The 20,717-nt window shown below is 41.6% G+C and carries 21 protein-coding genes; 5 read left to right on the top strand and 16 right to left on the bottom strand.

Features of this window, described 5'->3' with window-relative positions; translation table 11 throughout:
* Nucleotides 1–124: 124 nt before the first annotated feature.
* From AAEY99_RS15485 to punC, 6 genes are all read right to left on the bottom strand, one after another.
* A complete protein-coding gene (locus tag AAEY99_RS15485) occupies nucleotides 125–463 on the bottom strand; it encodes a PBPRA1643 family SWIM/SEC-C metal-binding motif protein (protein ID WP_011636389.1) in 339 nt (112 codons plus the stop codon).
* A 219-nt stretch (nucleotides 464–682) separates the two neighbouring features.
* Nucleotides 683–3,589, bottom strand: a complete 2,907-nt coding sequence (locus AAEY99_RS15490; protein ID WP_351011100.1) for a valine--tRNA ligase — start codon at nucleotides 3,587–3,589, stop codon at nucleotides 683–685.
* 33 nt (nucleotides 3,590–3,622) lie between these two features.
* Nucleotides 3,623–4,072, bottom strand: coding sequence for a DNA polymerase III subunit chi (locus tag AAEY99_RS15495; RefSeq protein WP_011636391.1), 450 nt, complete (start codon nucleotides 4,070–4,072; stop codon nucleotides 3,623–3,625).
* A 466-nt stretch (nucleotides 4,073–4,538) separates the two neighbouring features.
* Nucleotides 4,539–5,231, bottom strand: coding sequence for a hypothetical protein (locus AAEY99_RS15500; protein ID WP_351011102.1), 693 nt, complete (start codon nucleotides 5,229–5,231; stop codon nucleotides 4,539–4,541).
* Between the two features lie 235 nt (nucleotides 5,232–5,466).
* Nucleotides 5,467–6,249: a substrate-binding periplasmic protein gene (locus AAEY99_RS15505; RefSeq protein WP_351011104.1), complete on the bottom strand. Its 783-nt coding sequence runs from the start codon at nucleotides 6,247–6,249 to the stop codon at nucleotides 5,467–5,469.
* A 190-nt stretch (nucleotides 6,250–6,439) separates the two neighbouring features.
* A complete protein-coding gene (punC, locus tag AAEY99_RS15510) occupies nucleotides 6,440–7,723 on the bottom strand; it encodes a purine nucleoside transporter PunC (RefSeq protein WP_351011106.1) in 1,284 nt (427 codons plus the stop codon).
* A gap of 210 nt (nucleotides 7,724–7,933) precedes the next feature.
* Here punC and punR point away from each other — a divergent pair, with 210 nt between their 5' ends.
* A complete protein-coding gene (gene punR / locus AAEY99_RS15515; RefSeq protein WP_162022498.1) occupies nucleotides 7,934–8,836 on the top strand; it encodes a DNA-binding transcriptional activator PunR in 903 nt (300 codons plus the stop codon).
* Between the two features lie 110 nt (nucleotides 8,837–8,946).
* On the opposite strand, the gene pepA is transcribed toward punR, so the two are convergent.
* Nucleotides 8,947–10,455 (bottom strand): leucyl aminopeptidase, encoded by a 1,509-nt coding sequence (gene pepA / locus AAEY99_RS15520; RefSeq protein WP_351011107.1) that lies wholly within the window; start codon nucleotides 10,453–10,455, stop codon nucleotides 8,947–8,949.
* A 273-nt stretch (nucleotides 10,456–10,728) separates the two neighbouring features.
* On the opposite strand from pepA, the gene lptF reads away from it, so the two are divergent.
* Both lptF and lptG read left to right on the top strand, forming a co-directional pair.
* Complete coding sequence (gene lptF, locus AAEY99_RS15525; protein WP_101085822.1) at nucleotides 10,729–11,841, top strand: LPS export ABC transporter permease LptF; 1,113 nt, start codon at nucleotides 10,729–10,731, stop codon at nucleotides 11,839–11,841.
* Complete coding sequence (gene lptG, locus AAEY99_RS15530) at nucleotides 11,838–12,896, top strand: LPS export ABC transporter permease LptG (protein WP_101085821.1); 1,059 nt, start codon at nucleotides 11,838–11,840, stop codon at nucleotides 12,894–12,896. Before lptF ends, lptG begins: the two co-directional genes overlap by 4 nt.
* A gap of 151 nt (nucleotides 12,897–13,047) precedes the next feature.
* Here the strand turns inward: lptG and AAEY99_RS15535 are convergent, their stop codons facing one another.
* From AAEY99_RS15535 to AAEY99_RS15550, 4 genes are all read right to left on the bottom strand, one after another.
* Nucleotides 13,048–13,557, bottom strand: coding sequence for an RDD family protein (locus tag AAEY99_RS15535; protein WP_351011108.1), 510 nt, complete (start codon nucleotides 13,555–13,557; stop codon nucleotides 13,048–13,050).
* A gap of 27 nt (nucleotides 13,558–13,584) precedes the next feature.
* Nucleotides 13,585–13,839 (bottom strand): DUF2960 domain-containing protein, encoded by a 255-nt coding sequence (locus AAEY99_RS15540; protein WP_011636402.1) that lies wholly within the window; start codon nucleotides 13,837–13,839, stop codon nucleotides 13,585–13,587.
* Between the two features lie 72 nt (nucleotides 13,840–13,911).
* Entirely contained in the window at nucleotides 13,912–14,187 is a 276-nt protein-coding gene (locus AAEY99_RS15545; RefSeq protein ID WP_277949081.1) for a DMT family protein, read from the bottom strand.
* Nucleotides 14,188–14,528: 341 nt separating this feature from the next.
* Nucleotides 14,529–15,023, bottom strand: coding sequence for a GNAT family N-acetyltransferase (locus AAEY99_RS15550; RefSeq protein WP_351011110.1), 495 nt, complete (start codon nucleotides 15,021–15,023; stop codon nucleotides 14,529–14,531).
* A 115-nt stretch (nucleotides 15,024–15,138) separates the two neighbouring features.
* On the opposite strand from AAEY99_RS15550, the gene AAEY99_RS15555 reads away from it, so the two are divergent.
* Nucleotides 15,139–15,711, top strand: coding sequence for a DsrE family protein (locus AAEY99_RS15555; RefSeq protein WP_350995847.1), 573 nt, complete (start codon nucleotides 15,139–15,141; stop codon nucleotides 15,709–15,711).
* 18 nt (nucleotides 15,712–15,729) lie between these two features.
* Here AAEY99_RS15555 and AAEY99_RS15560 read toward each other — a convergent pair whose 3' ends face one another.
* The 3 genes from AAEY99_RS15560 to AAEY99_RS15570 all read right to left on the bottom strand — a co-directional run bounded on the left by AAEY99_RS15560 (nucleotide 15,730) and on the right by AAEY99_RS15570 (nucleotide 17,860).
* Nucleotides 15,730–16,473 (bottom strand): substrate-binding periplasmic protein, encoded by a 744-nt coding sequence (locus AAEY99_RS15560; protein WP_351011112.1) that lies wholly within the window; start codon nucleotides 16,471–16,473, stop codon nucleotides 15,730–15,732.
* Nucleotides 16,474–16,524: 51 nt separating this feature from the next.
* Nucleotides 16,525–17,169, bottom strand: coding sequence for a DUF2913 family protein (locus tag AAEY99_RS15565; protein ID WP_351011114.1), 645 nt, complete (start codon nucleotides 17,167–17,169; stop codon nucleotides 16,525–16,527).
* Between the two features lie 157 nt (nucleotides 17,170–17,326).
* Nucleotides 17,327–17,860, bottom strand: a complete 534-nt coding sequence (locus AAEY99_RS15570) for a DUF4136 domain-containing protein (protein ID WP_162024288.1) — start codon at nucleotides 17,858–17,860, stop codon at nucleotides 17,327–17,329.
* Nucleotides 17,861–18,098: 238 nt separating this feature from the next.
* Between AAEY99_RS15570 and AAEY99_RS15575 the strand changes: the two genes are divergently transcribed.
* A complete protein-coding gene (locus AAEY99_RS15575; protein ID WP_182744840.1) occupies nucleotides 18,099–18,410 on the top strand; it encodes a DUF1289 domain-containing protein in 312 nt (103 codons plus the stop codon).
* A 9-nt stretch (nucleotides 18,411–18,419) separates the two neighbouring features.
* Here AAEY99_RS15575 and AAEY99_RS15580 read toward each other — a convergent pair whose 3' ends face one another.
* Both AAEY99_RS15580 and AAEY99_RS15585 read right to left on the bottom strand, forming a co-directional pair.
* Nucleotides 18,420–19,007 carry a TetR/AcrR family transcriptional regulator gene (locus AAEY99_RS15580; protein WP_101085812.1) on the bottom strand — a complete coding sequence of 196 codons (588 nt, stop codon included), beginning with the start codon at nucleotides 19,005–19,007 and terminating at the stop codon, nucleotides 18,420–18,422.
* Between the two features lie 140 nt (nucleotides 19,008–19,147).
* Nucleotides 19,148–20,569, bottom strand: a complete 1,422-nt coding sequence (locus tag AAEY99_RS15585; protein ID WP_351011116.1) for a coniferyl aldehyde dehydrogenase — start codon at nucleotides 20,567–20,569, stop codon at nucleotides 19,148–19,150.
* Nucleotides 20,570–20,717 lie beyond the last annotated feature (148 nt).

Consider the following 20,717-nt stretch of genomic DNA (forward strand, 5'->3'; position numbering starts at 1 on the left):
GTTAAGTGTATACAACCTTAACGCTAGCAATCTAAAGGCAATAAAAAAGCGGATCGTAAGATCCGCTTCAATATTTAATCATTGGCCCGTTAGTGACCAACGAGCCTAACGTTGGTATTTTGGTTTAAGCACCGCAACACTTTTTATACTTTTTACCACTGCCGCAAGGGCAAGCATCATTGCGGTTTGGCTTAGCTTCAGAAGTAACCGCTTTGGGTTTATTCAATAAACCAGTTAAATCAACAATGTTTTCAGGCTTATCTGCATCAATAGTGATATTAGCAAAGAGTTGCTGTTCAGCGACCATAGCAGCCACTTCATGTTGGCGAGCTTCGGTTTGAACTGACAATATTAACGGTAACGCTTCCGTGCCCAGTTTGGCTGCACGTTTGGTGTTATAACCACTTTCACCATAAGCTGGCTTAGGGGTTCTACGACCTTTAAAAAAGTATTTATCAGACATGGTTTTGACCCATTAGATAGAATGATGATATTGGCCGAAGCTTATACACCAAAAATGTAAGTTGAGATATCAAAGTTTCAATTTTGAACCAAATAAACCTAATATTATCGCCATGGGTCACATCAACGAAGATAAAAAACCAGCGAGTTATTCGCTGGTTTTTTTGAAGAGTGCTTTGTTAAACAAAGTAAACCTTAAGACAACAACTTATGGTTGCCGTTAAATCTTAGCTAATTCGACTTTTTGTTCGTTTAATTTTTCAATGTCACGAGTTAAATCGGTCATCTTAGCGCGTTCTTTATCAATTACCGCAGCAGGGGCTTTAGCCACAAAACCTTGATTAGATAATTTACCTTCAATACGGGCAATCTCTTGAGCAAGCTTTTCTAACTGTTTATCGATACGGGCCATTTCTGCGCCTACATCGATCAAACCTGCCATTGGGATTAATAGCTCCATATTGCCGACTAACTGAGTGCTCGACATTGGCGCCGTTTCACCTTCAGATAAAATGGTCATCGTTTCGAGTTTAGCCAAACTTGCAAAGAATGTTTGGTTTGCTTCAAGACGAATACGATCTTCGTAGCTCACACCACGCAGTAACGCATTAAGCGGTTTTGATGGGGCAATATTAAGTTCAGCACGAATATTACGTACAGCCACAATCACTTGCTTAACCCATTCAAGATCGGCCATCGCGGTCGCATTAACTTGATCTGCTTGATAAGTTGGGAATGATGCTAGCATGATGGTATCGCCAGTTACGCCTGCTAACGGTTTGACACGTTGCCAAATCGTTTCAGTAATGTACGGCATAAATGGATGCATTAGACGTTGCATTTTTTCAAGCACATTGACTAAAGTGTGGCGAGTGCCGCGCATTTGCGCTTCAGTGCCATTTTGCATAACAGGCTTGGTTAATTCCAAATACCAGTCACAGAATTGATTCCAAGTGAACTCGTATAAGGTGTTAGCGGCTAAGTCGAAACGGAAAGCGGCCATGTGATCTTCAACGGTTTTCACGGTTTGATTAAACAAACCAATGATCCAACGATCGGCTAACGACAATTCCATCTCACCCGGTTTGCCATCTACTAACAGTTGACCGCAATCTAAAGGCTCGCCCGCTTCATCGCTATCAGGATCCGTCTGCACTTCAGTGTTCATTAACACGTAACGTGACGCATTCCATAACTTGTTACAGAAACTGCGGTAACCATCAAGACGTTTCATGTCCCAGTTGATGTCGCGGCCAGTTGATGCCATTGCTGCTAAGGTAAAGCGCAGTGCATCAGTACCATGAGCTTCAATGCCATCGGCAAATTCTTTACGGGTACTCTTTTCAATCTTCGCGGCAAGTTGCGGCTGCATCATGTTGCCAGTGCGCTTTTCAACTAAGGTTTCAAGCTCGATACCGTCAATCATGTCTAATGGATCAAGGACGTTACCTTTAGATTTTGACATTTTATTGCCGACTTCGTCACGGATAAGACCGGTAACGTAAACAGTTTTAAAAGGCACTTGTGGCTTGCCATCTTCATCTTTAATAAAGTGCATGGTCATCATGATCATGCGGGCAACCCAGAAGAAGATGATGTCAAAACCGGTAACCAACACGTCGGTTGGGTGGAAGGTTTTTAAATCTTCTAAATTGTCTGGCCAACCTAATGTTGAGAATGTCCATAATGCTGAACTGAACCAGGTGTCTAATACGTCGTCGTCTTGACGTAATACCACAGAGTCAGCAAATTGATGTTTAGCGCGGACTTCAGCTTCGTTACGGCCAACGTAGACTTTACCGTTTTCGTCGTACCAAGCTGGAATACGGTGTCCCCACCATAACTGGCGTGAAATACACCAGTCTTTAATATCGCGCATCCATGAGAAGTACATGTTTTCGTATTGTTGCGGCACAAACTTAATTTCACCGGTTTCTACTGCTTCAATGGCTGTTTTAGCCATTGACTGCACAGCCACGTACCACTGGTCGGTTAGTAATGGTTCAATCACCACACCAGAGCGATCGCCATAAGGTACTTTTAAGCCGTGCGGAGCGACTTTTTCAAGTAGACCTAAGCTGTCAAATTCAGCCACGATAGCATCACGGGCTTTAAAGCGATCGAGGCCAACATAACGCTCTGGCAAGGCCATCTCGACGCCTTTGTTTGGGGTGCCATCAGTATTAATCACTTCAACAAAACTGCGTACGGCGGCATCTAAGGTGAAGATGTTGTACATAGGCAGTTGATGACGTTTACCGACTTCATAGTCGTTAAAGTCATGGGCTGGAGTGATTTTTACACAACCGGTTCCAAATTCCATGTCGACATAATCGTCGGCAACAATCGGCACTAAACGGTTAACGATAGGCAATAGAATGAATTTACCAATTAATGACTGGTAACGTTCATCATCTGGATGCACGGCTACTGCGCTGTCACCTAACATGGTTTCTGGGCGCGTAGTGGCCACTTCTAGGTAATCTTTACCGTCGGCTGTTAATGCGCCTTGGGCCAAAGGATAGCGGAAGTGCCACATGTGGCCTTGCTTCTCTTTGTTTTCAACTTCAAGGTCTGAAATGGCGGTGTGTAGCTTTGGATCCCAGTTAACTAGGCGCTTACCACGATAAATAAGTTCATCATCGTATAGACGAACAAACACTTCTTGAACCGCTTTTGATAAGCCTTCATCCATAGTGAAACGTTCGCGATCCCAATCAACCGATGCGCCCATGCGGCGAAGCTGTTTGGTAATCGTGCCACCAGATTGTTCTTTCCAGTCCCACACTTTATCAATAAAGGCGTCACGGCCTAAATCATGGCGAGTTTTACCTTCTTCGGCTTCAAGCTTACGCTCAACCAACATTTGCGTCGCAATACCCGCGTGGTCGGTGCCGACTTGCCATAAGGTATTTTTACCTTTCATGCGCTCAAAGCGGGTAAGGGTATCCATGATGGTGTCTTGGAAGGCATGACCCATGTGCAAGCTACCGGTTACATTCGGTGGCGGGATCATGATGCAGTAATTGCCTTTTGATTCATCACCATGCGGCTTGAAGTAACCTTGCTCTTCCCAGTTTTGGTAAAGGGCTTGTTCGATAGACTTTGGGTTGTATGTTTTTTCCATAGGAGCGTTATGTTCTCTATCTAAATTAAGTGTTTATTCAGCTAATGCTTGAGTGCTGGGCGTAATGCCTACATTCTGATATTGACGGTAGCGATTGCGAGCAATGCGCTTGAGTTCGTCATCATTAGCGACAAAATCGATAATATGGGGCAAGTTTACCGCAAAACTGGGCATTTGGTCTGCAAGATTAATCAGAACTTGGCGACTTTTATTTGGCCCTAAGGTATCAAAACCTATTTCCACAGGTGCACCTGTTACTGGGCCTTCACCTTTTAAGTTGTGTGGTACAAAGGCGTTTGGCTCAAATTGCCACAGTAATTCGTCAATGGCATAAGCTTGCTGTTTGTCTTTGCAGTGAATGTAAACGGTTTTTTGTTGACGATATTGTTGTTCAGCTAACCTGCAAGCAGCTAAATAGAGCGCATCTAACGCACTCATTTGATTATGATTATCAGGCATAAGGTAAAACAAGGCTTGAGTCATGTGGTGATGCTTTTAACAGGTTAATAAGTTGGGCTCGAGTTTACACTAAAATCGTCTGCGGGTTAATGGCCTCGTGATGCGATATTCATATGATGTTGGAATAGATTAATATCCCTAGCGTCAGTTTTATACTACTAATTAATCCGAAATATATCGCGATCATAATGGATTTTCTGCGCCGTTCAGGCAGCAGTTCTATAATTGTAGGATGGCGGTCTGACTGCTGAGTTGGGGTTAAACTGGATCGCCACAATAAAAACCAAATGATGGTTAAGTTGTATGGCGTGTTGTTTATAAGGATTTGTTGCTTTCGCCATGGGCTTAACACTAGTAGTCGACTATAAACCTGTTGCTGATTTATGGATAAGCTAAAACGGGTGGTGACACGGTTGTAATAGACATCTATTTTCTGATTATCAATTAAATGTGTTTTGTGTTGTTTGAGTTCAAATCGCATTGGTTTGCCTTAACGGATTAACTCACATTTTACATGAGTAGGATTAGTCCCTTTGGTGCACTCTTTTAAAGCTCTGCGTTGTGCTTTTAACATTGAGTCATAACCATAACCGTATCCATATCTAACATTACCCATATCGTTAACCGATACAGCCAGTGCTTTATGGTTTTTAAAGCCTTCATACTTGATTAACACATCAATAAGTTTCTGATCATTTGTCACAAACTGACACGCTTTAGGTTGCGGCGTTTGTTCACAGGCTAATGGGTAATGGTCAAATACAGGGTAGGAAATATCGATACTGTCAAACCAAGAGGACCAAGTCGTTTCTTGAGTCTCAATGAGGATATCAGCTGGAATATGAATTTGCAGTTGTTGGTCGTCAGAATCTTGTTGTCCTAACCAGACTAAGTTGAGTTTATTATCGTTAGGATGGTCACTGGCAACGAACACGTCGCCAGCACAATTGTCACACAGTTGCTCGTCAGCTTTTATGATTGATATTTGAGTTGAGTAGCCAGAAGCGCCGCCGCAACTTCTTTCAAAGATAACAGCCTTGTACATTTTATCTAATGAAAGTGATTCGGTGTAAACATTATTACCGCACATGGAACTGAGTAGCCAGCCCAATAAAATAGCCATTAACCCAAAAAGCGCCAACGCGCTGACTATTGAAATGAGTATGACTTTCATCGCCTTCATCTGAACATTCCTTTCAGTGAGTTTTATTTCATTAAATTAGACATTTAAGCTATTTTGGGTTTTATATTAAATTTGTTACTTACATGTAACAAGTTAATCATTGTTTATTCTTAGTCAGTTTGGTTTAGAGAGGATCTTTTGGGGATATTGCATTAAGCATATTTAGCGGATAACGAAAATTCGATAGTAAAAATTTAGCTATTGCAGTTGTTATGTATTGGAAATTAATGATCCGTTATCGCTTAGCAATATCGGTATCAGTTGGAAAATAATCTTGATAAATGGTCTGGTACATACCTGATGATTTTAACTCATCAAATGCTTGCTGCCATAGTGCAATAATCTCATCTGAAGTGTCGTTTGAAAATGCGATATACAAGGTAGAGTCGTATAACTTAATCGGGGTACGTTCTATTGAGTTGATATCGATATCGGCTGCTTTTGCCAAAAATGGCATCACTAGTTCGCTCATTGGCGCAACATCAACTCGGCCATAACTGAGCATTTTGAGCGATTGTAATTGGGATTTATCAGTACTGAGGTTAGTGAATCCTTGGGAATCTAAATAGGTGTGATCAGCATTACCCAGTACTACACCAACATTTCGGACACGTTTTAAGTCTTCTAAATATGCTAATGAGAGTCCGGAATTACGTTTTTGGTAAAAATACACTCCGCTGCTAATAATGGGGCCTACCCATTTCATGTTTACTTCTCTTTCTGGCCTTTTAGCAATGACAAACAACGCAGTGTTTGGTTGTGATTTCAATATCTGAAATGCTCTATTAAAGGGATACATCTCAATGTTGGCTGTGTGCCGGGTATGTTGCATCATCGCTTGAACAATATCGATAGAAAAACCGCTTAAAAGATCATTGTCAAGATAACTAAATGGGGGTAAAGGATGGGTGATAAATCGAACTTGCGGATGGTCTTTTGCAAATAGATCGCCCGTTGGCGTGAGTGCAAAGCAAACGCTGAGGAAGATGATATAAAGCGTTAAAGGCAAGCGTTTCATTTATTGGTTTGCCAACGCTAATGACATTATCAAGCGGTTGTGTTGTGTCATTCAATCCATTCCTTGTGATTGTTAATTTGATGATTAATTGGAATATTAAATTGTTCAATAAATAACCTAGCATATGATGAAGTTATAGACAAATTTATAACCTCATCATATAAGGCGTTATTTTATCGCCAGACCACGGTTACTGGTCATTTTTAGTTGAGGCTTGAGATAATCTTGCTGGATCAGGAAAGGTAAAATTCTGATGTATTTTTGCCCAAGAATCATGGCTTTTAATTATGTGGCCAACGGCAACCAATACTGAACAGGCCAGAATTCCCCAACCAATAGCGTTATCACCCGCACTTGCCCAAATTGCCACCAGACTTGATGCCCCAAAAGAGATAGTAATCTGCAAAAAGTTTTGTAATCCTGCAGCTTTAGCCGCGTTATTGCTGAACTCTTGCAGAGCATTATTGACCACAATAGGATAAATTGCGCCATTGCTTCCTGCTAGCAAAGAGAATGCAATGAGCAGTGGCAATATTGTTTCTGTATCGAGGATCACACTGGAGGTGAAAATGGCCGCAACACACAAACCAAACAATATCAGTAAACAGTTTAGGCTGACTTTGGTGCCAAATTTGCGGATCAGTAATTTACTTGAGTAACCACCGACAATAAACATGATGGTTTGGGGAATAAAACTTAAGCCAATTTCTGTCGCGGCGTAACCATACTGCTCCATCACTGCAGGCCACAACGTTAAGTAAGCAAAAAAAGCCCCTGAACACGCACCAAAAATTACTACATTACCTAGATATTGGGTATTGGCCAGTAGTTGCTTATAGCGGATATGAGTTTTGCTTTTGTGTACGCTAGCTTTTTCTTTTGGCACAAAAAAATACGTCATGGCAATGAGTAATACTGCAATGATACATAAGCTAATAAACACCGCACGCCAACCAAAACTATTCAGTATTAGTGCGCCAGCAATGGGCGCTAATGCTGGAGATAATGCCACTAAAGGCATGATATTAGAGAAAATATTTTGAGCTTTATCGGCTGGGTATTGTTCTATCACAATCGCTTGCCAAATAACGGCTGCACTGCAAGCGCCAATGGCTTGGAAGAAGCGGGCAATATTCATCATCAACATGCTGTCACTGAACGCAATGAGTGCACTTGCCAGCATAAACAGGCTTAGACCCGCAAACAGTGAATTCCGTTTACCTATTTTATGCACTAACGGCCCATACAATAACTGTCCGATAGCGAGGCCAGCCAAAAAGCTGGTTAACGAGATGGCCACTTCTGAGGTACTTGCATTAAAAGTCCCTTCAATAGATTTGAATGATGGCAGGTACATGTCGGTAGCGACAAAACCTAACATACTCAGTAAGGCTAAATAAAACAGAAACAAGTAGAATGTTATATTTGTTTGTTTTGTGTTGATTAATATATTGTTATTGTTCAAATTAGGCATATCTATTTTCGTCAGTTCAATAAAGGCCGCTAGCTTAATGGTTTACTAAATTAGCTGGAAACGTTTATTTTTGACAGCTGCTATCAAAAGTATTGATACCACGATGTAATTAAAGGATCCTAGGGGGTATGGCTTAAGTTCAATATGAAACCTCGAATGCGTTATTCATCTTGTGCTGTTACCGTACATTTTCTAGCGAGTTAAATTGATATGCTTTCACAGCAAGTTTTTGAGCTAATAGACGTTGTCGCCCAAACGGGCAGTTTTACCGCCGCTGCGAAAAAATTGCACAAGGTACCGTCTGCTATAAGTTATTCAGTCAAACAAATTGAAACTGAACTGGGGGTCGAGTTATTTACTCGCCATCATCGCAGTGTCAGCTTAACCCCAGCAGGAAGGCATTTCGCTGTCAAAGCTCGTCAGTTTCTTAACGAAATGGAGTTAATGAAACGAGACACTCAACGAGTGGCTAATGGCTGGAAGCCTATGCTCTCTATTGCATTGGATAATATTGTGAGAACGGATAGCGTTCATGCGTTAATTGCAGATTTTTATAGACAGTTTCAAGATGTTGAGCTGATTATTCGGATTGAAGTATTTAATGGCGTATGGGAAGCGCTTGCCACAGGAAGAAGTGATATTGCCATTGGTGCGACAACCGCAAATCCAGTCGGTGGGGCATTTAAATTCACTAATATGGGCAATATTGATTGGCTGTTTGTGGTCAGCCCTGATCATCCATTGGCAAATATTATGGGTCCACTTCATGATGATGAGTTGCGTGTTTTTCCGTCTATTTGTCTTGAAGATACCTCTCGTGATATTCCTAAACGGATTACGTGGTTGTTAAACAGTCAACGACGCTTAGTGGTGCCCGACTGGCACAGTGCCATTAACTGTTTTGTCGAAGGTTTAGGGATAGGCTACATGCCGCAGCATTTGGCTGGACCGTTAATTGAGTCAGGTAAGTTAGTCTGTAAAACGCTCCATAGAGTTAAACAACCTAGCGCCTGCTGTTTGGCGTGGAATGATGAACAAATGTCACCCGCGCTGGCTTGGGTATTGGATTATTTAGGCGATGAAGAGCAGTTACATCGTCAATGGTTAGCCTAGTACAGATGGTTTTGAGGGTTTACTTTACAGGTTAATTTATTGACGTCTTCCACAATAAAAAAAGGGTAAAGCCTTAAGCTTTACCCTTTAATATGCGTCAAAGTTAATACTTATTCGCTAATTTCAACACCAGCACGATTAATTAAGAACTGGCTTAAAATGGGTACCGGACGACCGGTAGAGCCTTTATTTGCACCGCTGTTCCAAGCTGTACCTGCGACATCTAAATGTGCCCAGTTGTACTTTTTAGTAAAGCGAGACAAGAAACACGCTGCAGTAATCGAACCTGCCGGACGACCACCTAAGTTAGTCATGTCAGCAAATGGGCTGTCTAGCATGTCTTGGTATTCATCCCATAACGGCATGCGCCATGCGCGGTCACCACTTTGCTCACCAGCATTTAGCATTTCGTGTGCAAGCGGGTTATGCGAACTGAATAAACCAGAAGCGTGCTTACCTAATGCAATAACACAAGCACCGGTTAAGGTAGCAGTATCAATCACTAATTCAGGTTCAAAGCGTTCAACGTAAGTTAATACATCACATAACACTAAACGACCTTCCGCATCGGTATTAAGCACTTCAACCGTTTGGCCAGACATAGTGGTTAAAATGTCGCCTGGACGATATGCGTTACCAGCAGGCATGTTTTCACAACCAGCTAATACACCAATAACGTTGATAGGCAATTTCATTTCACACAATGCTTTCATGGTGCCAATAACACCAGCAGCGCCACCCATGTCATATTTCATTTCATCCATGGCTTCGCCAGGTTTTAATGAAATCCCGCCAGAGTCAAAGGTTAACCCTTTACCGACAAGGACAATTGGCTTTTCAGTACTGTCAACGGCGCCCTGATATTCCATCACAGTCATGATAGATTCATTGGCACTAGCACGACCCACAGCAAGGTAAGCGTTCATGCCCAACTTGGCCATTTGCTCTTCGCCTATCGTCGTGACTTTAAGGTTTTCATACACTTCAGCCATTTGACGCGCTTGAGATGCCAAATACGCAGGGTTACAAATGTTAGGCGGCATGTTGGCCACGTCACGACATAAATGCATACCAGCAGATACGGCAGTTCCGTGTTCAATTGCGCGCTCACCAATGGTGAGTTCACGGCGTGTCGGCACGTTGAATACCATTTTACGTAATGGACGACGAGTTTCGCCTTTACGGGTTTTTAATGCATCAAACGAATACAGACTATTTTGGGTGCTCTCAATGGCTTGGCGAACTTTCCAGTAGGTGTCGCGGCCTTTGACATGCAGTTCAGTTAAGAAGCACACAGCTTCCATTGAACCGGTTTCATTTAGGGTACTGATGGTTTTTGTGATAATTTGTTTGTATTGGCGCTCGTCTAACTCACGCTCTTTGCCACAACCAACCAGTAAAACACGTTCGCTTAGTACGTTTGGTACGTGATGCAATAGCAACATTTGCCCTGGTTTACCTTCAAGGTCACCCCGACGAAGTAGGTTACTAATGTAACCTTCACTGATTTTATCCAATTGCTCTGCGATACCAGACAGACGGCGAGGTTCGTACACGCCGACAACGATACAGGCTGAACGTTGTTTTTCTGGGCTGCCGCTCTTTACGCTAAACTCCATGAGCACTCCTAGATTCTTAAAGACAAATTTTTATATTTATTAGATAATGTTTGCATTAGGCCATCTGGCATATAATCAACGAAAAGGTGATAACTGTTTGGGATTATTAACGAAAAAGAGGCGTAAATTGACAGCCAAAATAGATGTTAACCATGACCCCAAAGCACCTTCCGCGCTGGTCAGAAAACTAGCAAAACTGCTGAAAGTAGACAGTTTACATGAAAGTTGCTCTGATACCAGTAAAAAGATAAGTTTAGCCACCGGATCCTACTTGTGATTGTATTTAGATATCTTATTAGTGAAGTTTTAAAAGCACAATTTGCGGTACTTTTGGTGCTGTTAACTATTTTTATTAGTCAACAATTTGTGCGCGTGTTAGCCGATGCATCTGATGGTGAATTCCCCGCTTCGTTAGTGATGACATTATTAGGGCTAAATCTGCCTCAATTGACGGTGTTAGTGTTACCGCTGAGCTTCTTTTTAGCGATATTATTAGCTCATGGGCGAATGTATGCTGAAAATGAAATGGTGGTATTGCATGGCGTCGGCGTGAGTGAATGGTATGTCACTCGAGTAACCCTATTGCTTGCTTTTGCCAATTTATTATTCACAGCTTATTTGTCGGTTTATGTCGGACCTTGGGCCGAAGAACGTCAGAATCAGGTATTAGAAAAAGCCCAATCTGAAGCTGGATTAGCAGCCTTAACACAAGGTCGTTTTCAAGCTAGCCCGAATGGTCGAGCCGTTTTGTTTGTTGAAAAAATAAATAAAGACAATAGCTTAGATAAGGTTTTTGTGGCGCAGCTTCCTGATCCTGAAGATGAAAATGGCCTGACAAATATTGTCGTCGCTAATAAAGGTCGTGTGATTGAAGATAATATTGGCAGCCAACAGTTACAACTTGAAAAAGGCTTCCGTTATCAGGGCAGTCCTAAATCACTCGAACTGCAAGTGATTGAGTTTGGTGGTTATAAAATGGAGATTAAAGAACAGGAAGTGGATGAGCGGCGACGTAAATTATCTGCAATGCCAGTTGATCAATTATTGGATACTCCAGGACCTGAAGCTGCAGCTGAATTTCAATGGCGCTTAGCTATCCCTATCGCGATCCCATTATTGACCTTGATTGCGGTGCCGTTAGCGCGGGTTAATGTTCGCCAGGGTAAGTTTGCTAAAATGGGTCCCGCTATTTTGCTGTATTTAGGTTACTTTGGATTAATGATTGCAGGCCGAAAAGCCCTGCAAGATGAGGTGGTGCCGCAGTATTTAGGCATGTGGTGGATCCATGGCTTTGCGCTGTTATTAGGGTTGTTGTTACTTATTAAAGAGCGCCCGACAGGGATGAAGTTCTTAGGCTTATTTAAACGTAAGCAGGTGACGGCATGAAAATATTAGACCTTTATATCGCACGTATGATCGTGAGTACATCAGGCTTGTGTTTACTTATTTTGACTGGGCTATCAGGCATCATTAAGTGGGTTGATCAATTACGTTTGGTCGGGCGCGGTGCTTATACCATGCTAGATGCCGGTATTTACGTGCTGTTTTTAGTGCCACGTGATATTGAAATGTTTTTCCCAATGGCGGTACTGCTTGGTGCGTTAATTGGTATGGGCATGCTGGCATCAAACTCTGAATTAGTGGTGATGCAAGTTTCTGGCATGTCACGTTTACAAATCACTCAATCTGCGATGAAAACGGCTATTCCGTTGATGATTATGGTCATGGCGCTGGGAGAGTGGGGCGCACCCATTGCGGAGAAAAGCGCAAAAGAGCTTCAAGCGACTAAAATATCCGGTGGCAGTTTGATTAAGTCTCATCGTGGTATTTGGGCAAAAGATGGTGATTTATTCGTTAATATTGGTGAGGTTCAAGACGTTAATACGCTCAGTAACATCAGTTTATATGAGTTTAACGATCAACAAGAATTAACCCGAGTGACCCATGCGAATACCGCGGTATTTATTGACGATGCTTGGCAGTTATCTGTGGTTGAAAATACCACGGTTAAAGATGATCGGGTTATTCGTGATCACCTTGATACTGATGTGTGGCAATCTTCGTTAACACCAGATAAGTTGAGTGTAGTGTCGGTTAAGCCAGAGGCATTATCCATTAGCGGCTTAATTGACTACCTCGATTATTTGAAGGTTAACCAACAAGATCCTAGTCGTTATGAACTGGCTTTATGGCGCAAGGTTATGCAGCCGGTAACGGTAGCTGTGATGATGCTGGTGGCATTATCGTTTGTGTTTGGACCGTTACGCACGGTGACCATGGGAGCTCGTGTACTACTGGGTGTTGTGGCAGGATTTAGCTTTTATATCAGTAATGAGATATTTGGCCCGATGAGCATAGTATATGAATTGCCAGCGGCGGTGGGTGCAATTGCGCCCAGCATGTTATTTACTGGCTTAGCTTTGTATTATATTCGTAAATAATCAATTGGTTGTTTAGTCTATATTGAAAGTGAAAGTGAAAGTGAAAGTGAAAATGTATATAAAAATGGCAACCCAAGGGTTGCCATTTTTATTACTTGTTTGATGCGTGTTTATTCGTTTTGCAGGTAAGTTAGTTTGGTATGTGACTTATTTATGCACCACGCCAGTTACGCATTTGATTGGCTTCTACTGATAACACGACAACCTCAGAACGAGTCATCATGTCTTGTAGTGCTAACTTATCAGCATTGATGATAATCCACAGATTACCAACACCTAATAAAGACCAAATGACGCGAGCACAGGCCGTAATAAAACTTAAGTTCTGACCATTAGGGTGCTGAACCTTAAGTCGCCAAGCTCGCATACCTAAAGTTTGTCCACCTCTGCTCCAAAACATGGCGTAAAACCCACCAACACAAATGGCTATCCAAAATTGATAAATACCATGGTAAAGCGGGGTGTTGTTGAGCAAGTCTGACACATGCTCGTACTCACCCATCGCGATAAGTCCGGTGCTCTGCAGACCAAAGAAAAACCCAAAACCTAACGCACCAGCAAACATATAAACGGCAATAGCAAGCATTGAGTCATACGCCATTGCACCTAAACGTCGAACACAACTCGCTCGTGGGAAATTAGCATGATCTGAATTCAACATAGTTAGCCCTTACGTAAACCAAAATGATTAAATCTCATCATCTTCACGAACAAATTTGATACTCGTAAAACCAAAACGTGCAAACTCGGTTTTACGAAATTCTTTCTCTGCTTTAGCGCCTTTTTTGGACGTTAACGCAATTTGCTTTTCCAAGATTAGAAACTTTTTTAAATCAATCCCTTCAGCTTCAGCTGCTGCTTCATAAAGATCATGATGTACGTCATAGCTAAAGGCGATAGTTTTGGTTTGGCCTTTAAAGGTATAGATCACTTGGCGCGCCATGGAGAACTCCTGAAATTAATGTAATTCACTTTTAAATATAAATAATACGGCACCTAAAAGGCATAACCCAGCCTATAAACAGTTAAGCTTTAAGGGGTGTTTGAGATACCTAACGGCAAAAGGGATAAATACACATAAGGTGATGACCTCTTGCACAATCTTTAATTGTCCCACGTTAATCACGGTATAACCAAGACGATTCGCAGGAACTTGCAATAAATATTCGAATAAGACGATACCTCTGCTCACTAAAGCCGCGATAATCCAGAGTTTGCTATTTAAGGTTTTTAAATGACCATACCAAGCAAAAGTCATGAAGATATAACTAATACCAATCTCATTAAATATCTGCTCAGTTCAGAGTCTCTCAGGTTTTTCAATTCAAGGCGCATTGATGTAGAAATGGTTGTTCCCTTTTAAATCGATGCAACACAGAAGTGGAATACCTGAGAGACTCCATTCTGGCGGGTTTCAAAGTACTTTATGCTGCGTTAGATGTTTTCAAAATACGACGGCATGGATGCTGGAGGTAGAGTAACGCAGGAGCTTGTTACCGAGAATCACTATTCGCTTCAATCATCTGCCTTGCCTACAGCACTTTGAACTCCCGCTGAAAGAGCACATATTTTATAGGATTGGTATAACACAATAAACCGATGGTGATGACAGATGGGTGCATGAGATAGACCTTATGATAAGGATAAATACAGGTAACATGCACCAGCAGGATAACTGTCGAGTGACTTTGTCAGTTTTGCTGAGGTGGTGCTTGGTGTAAACCCTTGTTGCTGCCAATAAGTTTGTGCACCTTGCACAGCCACTAGCCCAATGCCATTAACCGCCGCTGATTTAGCCTGATTGACGATATGATTAAACAGCTTTTTACCTATGCCTAAACCTTGAGCGTTGGGTGAGATGGCCATGTCATGTAAATACCAGCTATCGGCATTAATCTGGCCACTTATCTCGGTATCCAGCGATGGGGCATCGCCTTGCAACCAAGGATGAACGAGCGCGTAGGCTAGCACGTTACCTTGTTGTTCAAACACCACACAGCTAGCGGGCGAAGATCGCCATTTACTCTGCATGACAGATAGCGATTCTGGCGTGAGTTCGACATAGCATTGTGCTTGTATCGCCATAATAGCGGGCCAGTCTGTAGCGGTAATTGGGCGGATTGACATATCACTCAGTGTTCATATTATTTAAGTGACAATTATACTCAGAAACAGCCTAAAACCTAAGCGTTAATCTGTGCTAGAGTAAGTATAAAAAATAGATATAAGGAATATCAACATAATGAAACTCGGTTTACGTTCAATGAGTAAAAACCTGTTTACATCGACAATAGTGACGTTAATTGCATGTTCATCATTTACGGCAACAGCGGGTATTGATGCATTTAAATCGGGTTCTGTGATTAAAGACTATGGCAAAGTGGCTGACGTAAATAGCGGCTTAGTCATACCAGCCGGTATGAAGTTTAAAGTCGCTTTTGATCTAGGTAGTGCATCTAAACCTGCAGAGTTAAACCGTGGTATCGATACCCTGGCGCGCTTTATTAATATGCACGTCGCTGCTGGGGTTAAGCTTGAGGACATTTCAGTTGCGATGGTGGTGCACGGTAAAGCGGCTAATGATATGACTAAGGACAGTTTTTATCAGCAACTTAATGCAGGGCAAAAGAATGCTAATAAAGATTTAATTGCGCAGCTGATTAATAATCAAGTTAGGTTTTATGTGTGTGGTCAAACAGCTGCATATTACGGCATTACACCACAAGACTTATTACCTGGCGTTACCATGGCATTATCCGCTTTAACTGCACATGCAGTATTAGCCCACGAAGGCTACAGCGTAAACCCGTTTTAGCGTAATTGTCTTATTGAATTATTGATTAAATATATCTTGCTTGGTGTATTTGTCGATAATGCTTTGAGTTGTACCATTTAGTTCAAGTTCTGCTATAGCGGCATTAATTTGTGGCAGTAAGGCCGCATGCTCTTTACGAAGGCGCATAACTAAGTGGCCTTTTGAATGAATAGCAGCGAGGGTAATTGGGTTGTTGAGTTTTTTGGCCCAATACAACGCCGGTAAATCACCAGATATAGCAGCACCAACGCGATTTTTATAAAGTGCTCTTATGAGGTCGCGTTCAGAAGTAAAATCGACTCGAATAAATTCAGCATCATCATGGTACAAATAACCACGTACTGTGCCTATTTCTTTACCTTTAATGTTATCAATACTTTGCCAATCGTTGGCTTTTTCTTCTAAGGTAATAATGTTTTCTTGGATAGCGATAATGGGGTTTGACTGGACAAAAAGTGTGCCTAATTCTTGATTAGGAAACCAACCAGGGCTCACAAAGTCAAAGTCTAATAAGCCATTATCGAGTGCATAGTTTGTTCTTTTCGGCGGAAAATTGTGTTTTTCAATTTCAATATTAGCTTTGGCAAGCAGTAACGGAACCAACTCCCCTAATATTCCAGGCTCTTTTGGCGATTCTGTAATGTAGTAGGGCACCCAACTGCTTGAAGCGTTGACGTTGTACTTCAGCGCTGTGTTCGCTTGAACGGTGGGACCACAAAAAAACATCACAAGGCAGGTGAGTGCAATAAAGCATTTTTTCATGGTGTTTCCTTATTCTTACCGTTGTATTAATACTACACCAACTTTTAATACTTAATATAGATCAAGACACAATAAGCATAAACTCTGGTGTAAATTGCTTGGCATTAATACGTAAGTTTTATGGTGTTTGATTAATGAGGTTTTTTTATTGCCTGGACTGAGTAATATACCTTGCTCTAGCGCTAAACGAGCCACCAGCTTTTCATCTCCCCGAATGTACATTGAGATGGGTTTTACTATTTTGTCATCTACAATGTGTTGATTAAAATCTTTTGCTGAGATAATTAAACTGGATTTACCATCACTGTCGAGTTTCAGTTTTGCATCAATATCGGTATCGGTGATCACTACCCATTCTTGTGCTGTGAGCCCCGCTAACATGTTATTAAGCCCAACACCTGTAGCGATGTCACTGTTGTTAGCCTGTTGGTATTGATCGGCAATACAGATTAATAATCGTTTTAGTTGAGCCCCAGCTCCTTGACTACGCGCTTGACGGATCCAGGCCGTTAAGTCGTCGGCCATTAGTTTTGAAAAACGTTTTGTTTTTAACGACTCAACCATCCAGTTACATAAAAAATGGCTTTCTTGTGCTGGCGTTCTGACCGCTTTGTGCTGTGAAGCGGAGGTGTTTATGGCTTCTATTCCAGCTAGCGCAAGTGTTAATAAAGCTTGGTTATATGTTTCTGTCGTCATTTCAACTGGGTCAATAAAGTAGTGTGATGGCTAGTTTACCGTGTAGTGGCAAATTGCTAAATAGATTTTTGTGTTTAGTCGCTTAGCTGAGCGGTAGTCTCTATTTGAATAAGCCGCAATTCACTTATGAGTAAGTTGCGGCTAAATCGATGGTAGATTATTTTTTGGGTGGAAATTGCGCCAAAATAGCAGCAACCGTTTGATTAATACCTTTGGCTTTATCTTCACCACCTTCGTCAAAGTGGTACTGACCATTACCACGCCAAATGAGGCGTTTATCTGTGGGATCGATAATATCAATTTGAATGGTTTGAGTTTTAGCGGTGTCACTGCCTAGCGGGATACCAATACTGGTGCCAAGACTAATACCGCCACCAGACCCCCAAGTACCCGAACCTAAGCCAATAGATAATCCTGAATCTTTTTCTTTGTTTTCAGTCACAAAAGCATAGTTCACTACAAAGTCGGCATTATCGGCTTTAAATACATAACCTTGGCTAAGTAATGATTGTTTAATATCATCATTAATGCGATCTGCAGTTAACGGATCATCTGTTTGCTTTACAGTGAGTTGGTTGAATGTTTTGAGTGTTGAAAAATCATAATTAACATCATAATCTTGCTTTGGTTTTGTTGCACAAGATGCAAGTAGTACTAAGCCACTTAACAGTAAAATAGTTTTAATCCACATTGGTTTACGTGTTGAATCTTGCCCTGAACGTCTTAAATTTATCATGAGACCCTCCTTATTAACTTGCAATAATGTACAAAATTAGCTCAATTAGTATAACCTTAATATAACAATGTTTAATGCTGGCTTTGGTTGATATGGCAAGCGATTGCTTTCTATCTCAGTTACAAATAACTATATCGTGTATTTAAATGTTAAGTACCAAATTCAATATTAGCTGAGGTTAAGTATTCTAATGATGGAACAGTTAAGTTTTTTTGCGGTGCCCAGTCCATGTATCGGCGTTTGTCAGTCAGACAGTCGTGGGTATTGTATGGGCTGTCTTCGAAGCCGTGATGAACGTTTTAACTGGATGAGTTACAGCGAATTGCAAAAACAAGATGTGATCCGTTTGTGCACACAGCGCAAACGTCGCCGTCAATATGCCTTACATAAAGCTAAGCAGCTGGAGTTACAAACCCAGCAAACGTCACACACTCCACAATTAGATTTTGATAGTGCGTCAACACCTGCTGATGATGTTGATTTAACCAACTTTAGTTTAGATTAATACTTTCTATCACGCTTTCATTGCCTGCCAAAATAGTCTGAAACTGGCGTGTCTGTATATTTCGTCATCACCTAAATGCGGGTTGTCAGTAAAAAAGCGGATGGCAGCTAGGTATTGACCATGGCAATTTTCGAGCAATAAGGCGTTGGGAATGTCAGCGATAATTTGCTGTTGTTTACCTTGAGTAATCAATTCGACGACAAATCCAAGAATGCTGTTCATTGCTTGCTTTCTGACCTCAGCATCAATGTCTGCTGACATCGAGTATTGTAGAAAAAAAAGTTGCTTTAAGGGTTGTGCAATGGCCCAGTCGATGGCTTTTTGCCATAACGTATTGGCATCTTGTTCGATATCGCCACTAAAATCGGTACTGCTCACCATGTTGGTAGCAAACTCTTGTTTAATCGATAAAAAAAGCTGATTCATGATGTCTTTTTTTGTCGGGAAATGATGAAACAACGTGCCTGTTGCCACGCTCGCCGCTTTGGCTATGGATGCCGTCGATGTCGCATTGAAGCCTTTGTTAACAAACAGCTGTAAAGCCGCGTTTAAAATGGCTTGTTTTTTATCGGTGTTCACAATCGATTTACTGCTCATGGAGTCAACATACCTACTTTATCTATTTATCTATTTATCTATTAGGTTATGGATAATTTATCTAGTCATATTTTATGACAAACTTTGCTCAGCAAGTATCGCTAACAACAGCAATACTTGCAGTCGCGACTATGAGAGAGTTAACGTAAGAAAAACTTCATCAATAATTTTTGAATCACCCCGCCATAAGGAGGATGAACAAAAATGCCGGTATTGATTTTGCCACTGTTCAATATGGTCTTAGCATGACTAAAGGTTAAGAAACCTTCCTTGCCATGATAGTGCCCCATGCCAGACGGACCAATACCGCCAAAGGGCGCGTCATCCGCGGCCACATGGAATACTGTGTCATTAATACAAACGCCACCAGAATGAGTTTGCTGCAATACTTGTTGCTGCGTTTGTTGTTCAAAACTCATGAGATACAAGGCTAATGGTCGGTCATTTCGGTTGATATAACCTATTGCTTCATCTATCGACTGATAGCTAATAATGGGTAATAAAGGGCCAAAAATTTCATCCTGCATAATGAGCATATCGTCTGTGGTATGTGTGACTAGTTGAGTGGCTATTTTTCGCTGAGTTGTCGATATTGGACCATCAATTGCGGAGGTGACTGTTGCACCTTTGGCTTTGGCATCTTCTAGCACCGCTAGCAGACGCTGGTATTGGCGATCATTAATGATATTGCCGTAATCTTGGTTGGTGTCGAATTTAGGGTACATTTTATTAAAGCGACGTTGATAAGCAGCAATAAACGCGTCAACTTTTTCCGCAGGGCACAACACATAGTCAGGCGCGACACAAATTTGGCCAGCATTTAAACATTTACCAAAAATAAGTCGTTCTACAGCGGTGTCGATTGGCATGTCGGGAGCGATGATGGCTGGAGATTTACCACCTAATTCTAATGTTACCGGTGTCAGGTTATCAGCTGCTGCACGCATAACATGGCGGCCAACAACGGTTGAGCCGGTAAACAGAATATGATCAAATGGTAATGCTGAAAATGCAGCGGCTACATCAGCTTCACCTTCTACTAGTTCGACTTCATTTGAGTCAAAAATCGTTGCTAACATTTTGCGTAATACGGTGTTGGTCGCCGGCGTAAATTCTGACATTTTCAACATTGCCCCGTTACCAGCAGCAATGGCGGTGGTTAACGGACCCATAGATAACATTACCGGGAAGTTCCACGGCACAATAATACCGATTACGCCTAAGGGCTGATATTGCACCGACACTTTAGACGGGGACAGTAATAAACCAGCATGACGGCGACTGGGTTTCATCCATGACTTAAGATGCTTGATAGTGTAATTGATGTTATTCACACAAGGCATAATATCCGAAATGATGGTGTCGTTTGGCGAGCGGTGACCGTAATCATTAATTAATGCATCGATGATAGGCTGTTGGTAATCAAGTAAAGCTTGCTTTAGCTGGGTTAATTTATCTACCCGAGATTGGTAACTAGGTGCCGGATTGGACTGAAAACGTGCTCGTTGATCAGAAAGTAACTGTCGCAATTGAGTTTGATTATTATCAACGGCCATATTCATATTAAAGCTCCAGCAAAAATAACGATGTTGATTTGATAAACCCTACATGAATCGAGCTAACAAACCGACTGATTAGTCGGTCTGATATTATGCTTGTTTATGATCCAAAGCAAGTTTTCGCATTTGATTTGATTTTGATCACTAAGTA

This window comes from Shewanella sp. S1-58-MNA-CIBAN-0166 (assembly GCF_040310085.1).
Classification (GTDB): Bacteria; Pseudomonadota; Gammaproteobacteria; order Enterobacterales; family Shewanellaceae; genus Shewanella.

Coding starts and splice junctions, on each gene's coding strand:
- punC (WP_351011106.1), bottom strand. CDS start 7,723: ATGCCTAATTTGAACAATAACAATATATTAATCAACACAAAACAAACA.
- lptG (WP_101085821.1), top strand. CDS start 11,838: ATGAAAATATTAGACCTTTATATCGCACGTATGATCGTGAGTACATCA.
- AAEY99_RS15585 (WP_351011116.1), bottom strand. CDS start 20,569: ATGAATATGGCCGTTGATAATAATCAAACTCAATTGCGACAGTTACTT.
- AAEY99_RS15540 (WP_011636402.1), bottom strand. CDS start 13,839: ATGGCGCGCCAAGTGATCTATACCTTTAAAGGCCAAACCAAAACTATC.
- AAEY99_RS15500 (WP_351011102.1), bottom strand. CDS start 5,231: ATGAAGGCGATGAAAGTCATACTCATTTCAATAGTCAGCGCGTTGGCG.
- AAEY99_RS15555 (WP_350995847.1), top strand. CDS start 15,139: ATGAAACTCGGTTTACGTTCAATGAGTAAAAACCTGTTTACATCGACA.
- punR (WP_162022498.1), top strand. CDS start 7,934: ATGCTTTCACAGCAAGTTTTTGAGCTAATAGACGTTGTCGCCCAAACG.
- AAEY99_RS15560 (WP_351011112.1), bottom strand. CDS start 16,473: ATGAAAAAATGCTTTATTGCACTCACCTGCCTTGTGATGTTTTTTTGT.
- AAEY99_RS15550 (WP_351011110.1), bottom strand. CDS start 15,023: ATGTCAATCCGCCCAATTACCGCTACAGACTGGCCCGCTATTATGGCG.
- AAEY99_RS15485 (WP_011636389.1), bottom strand. CDS start 463: ATGTCTGATAAATACTTTTTTAAAGGTCGTAGAACCCCTAAGCCAGCT.
- AAEY99_RS15490 (WP_351011100.1), bottom strand. CDS start 3,589: ATGGAAAAAACATACAACCCAAAGTCTATCGAACAAGCCCTTTACCAA.
- pepA (WP_351011107.1), bottom strand. CDS start 10,455: ATGGAGTTTAGCGTAAAGAGCGGCAGCCCAGAAAAACAACGTTCAGCC.
- AAEY99_RS15565 (WP_351011114.1), bottom strand. CDS start 17,169: ATGACGACAGAAACATATAACCAAGCTTTATTAACACTTGCGCTAGCT.
- AAEY99_RS15575 (WP_182744840.1), top strand. CDS start 18,099: ATGGAACAGTTAAGTTTTTTTGCGGTGCCCAGTCCATGTATCGGCGTT.
- AAEY99_RS15495 (WP_011636391.1), bottom strand. CDS start 4,072: ATGACTCAAGCCTTGTTTTACCTTATGCCTGATAATCATAATCAAATG.
- AAEY99_RS15505 (WP_351011104.1), bottom strand. CDS start 6,249: ATGAAACGCTTGCCTTTAACGCTTTATATCATCTTCCTCAGCGTTTGC.
- AAEY99_RS15570 (WP_162024288.1), bottom strand. CDS start 17,860: ATGTGGATTAAAACTATTTTACTGTTAAGTGGCTTAGTACTACTTGCA.
- AAEY99_RS15580 (WP_101085812.1), bottom strand. CDS start 19,007: ATGAGCAGTAAATCGATTGTGAACACCGATAAAAAACAAGCCATTTTA.
- AAEY99_RS15535 (WP_351011108.1), bottom strand. CDS start 13,557: ATGTTGAATTCAGATCATGCTAATTTCCCACGAGCGAGTTGTGTTCGA.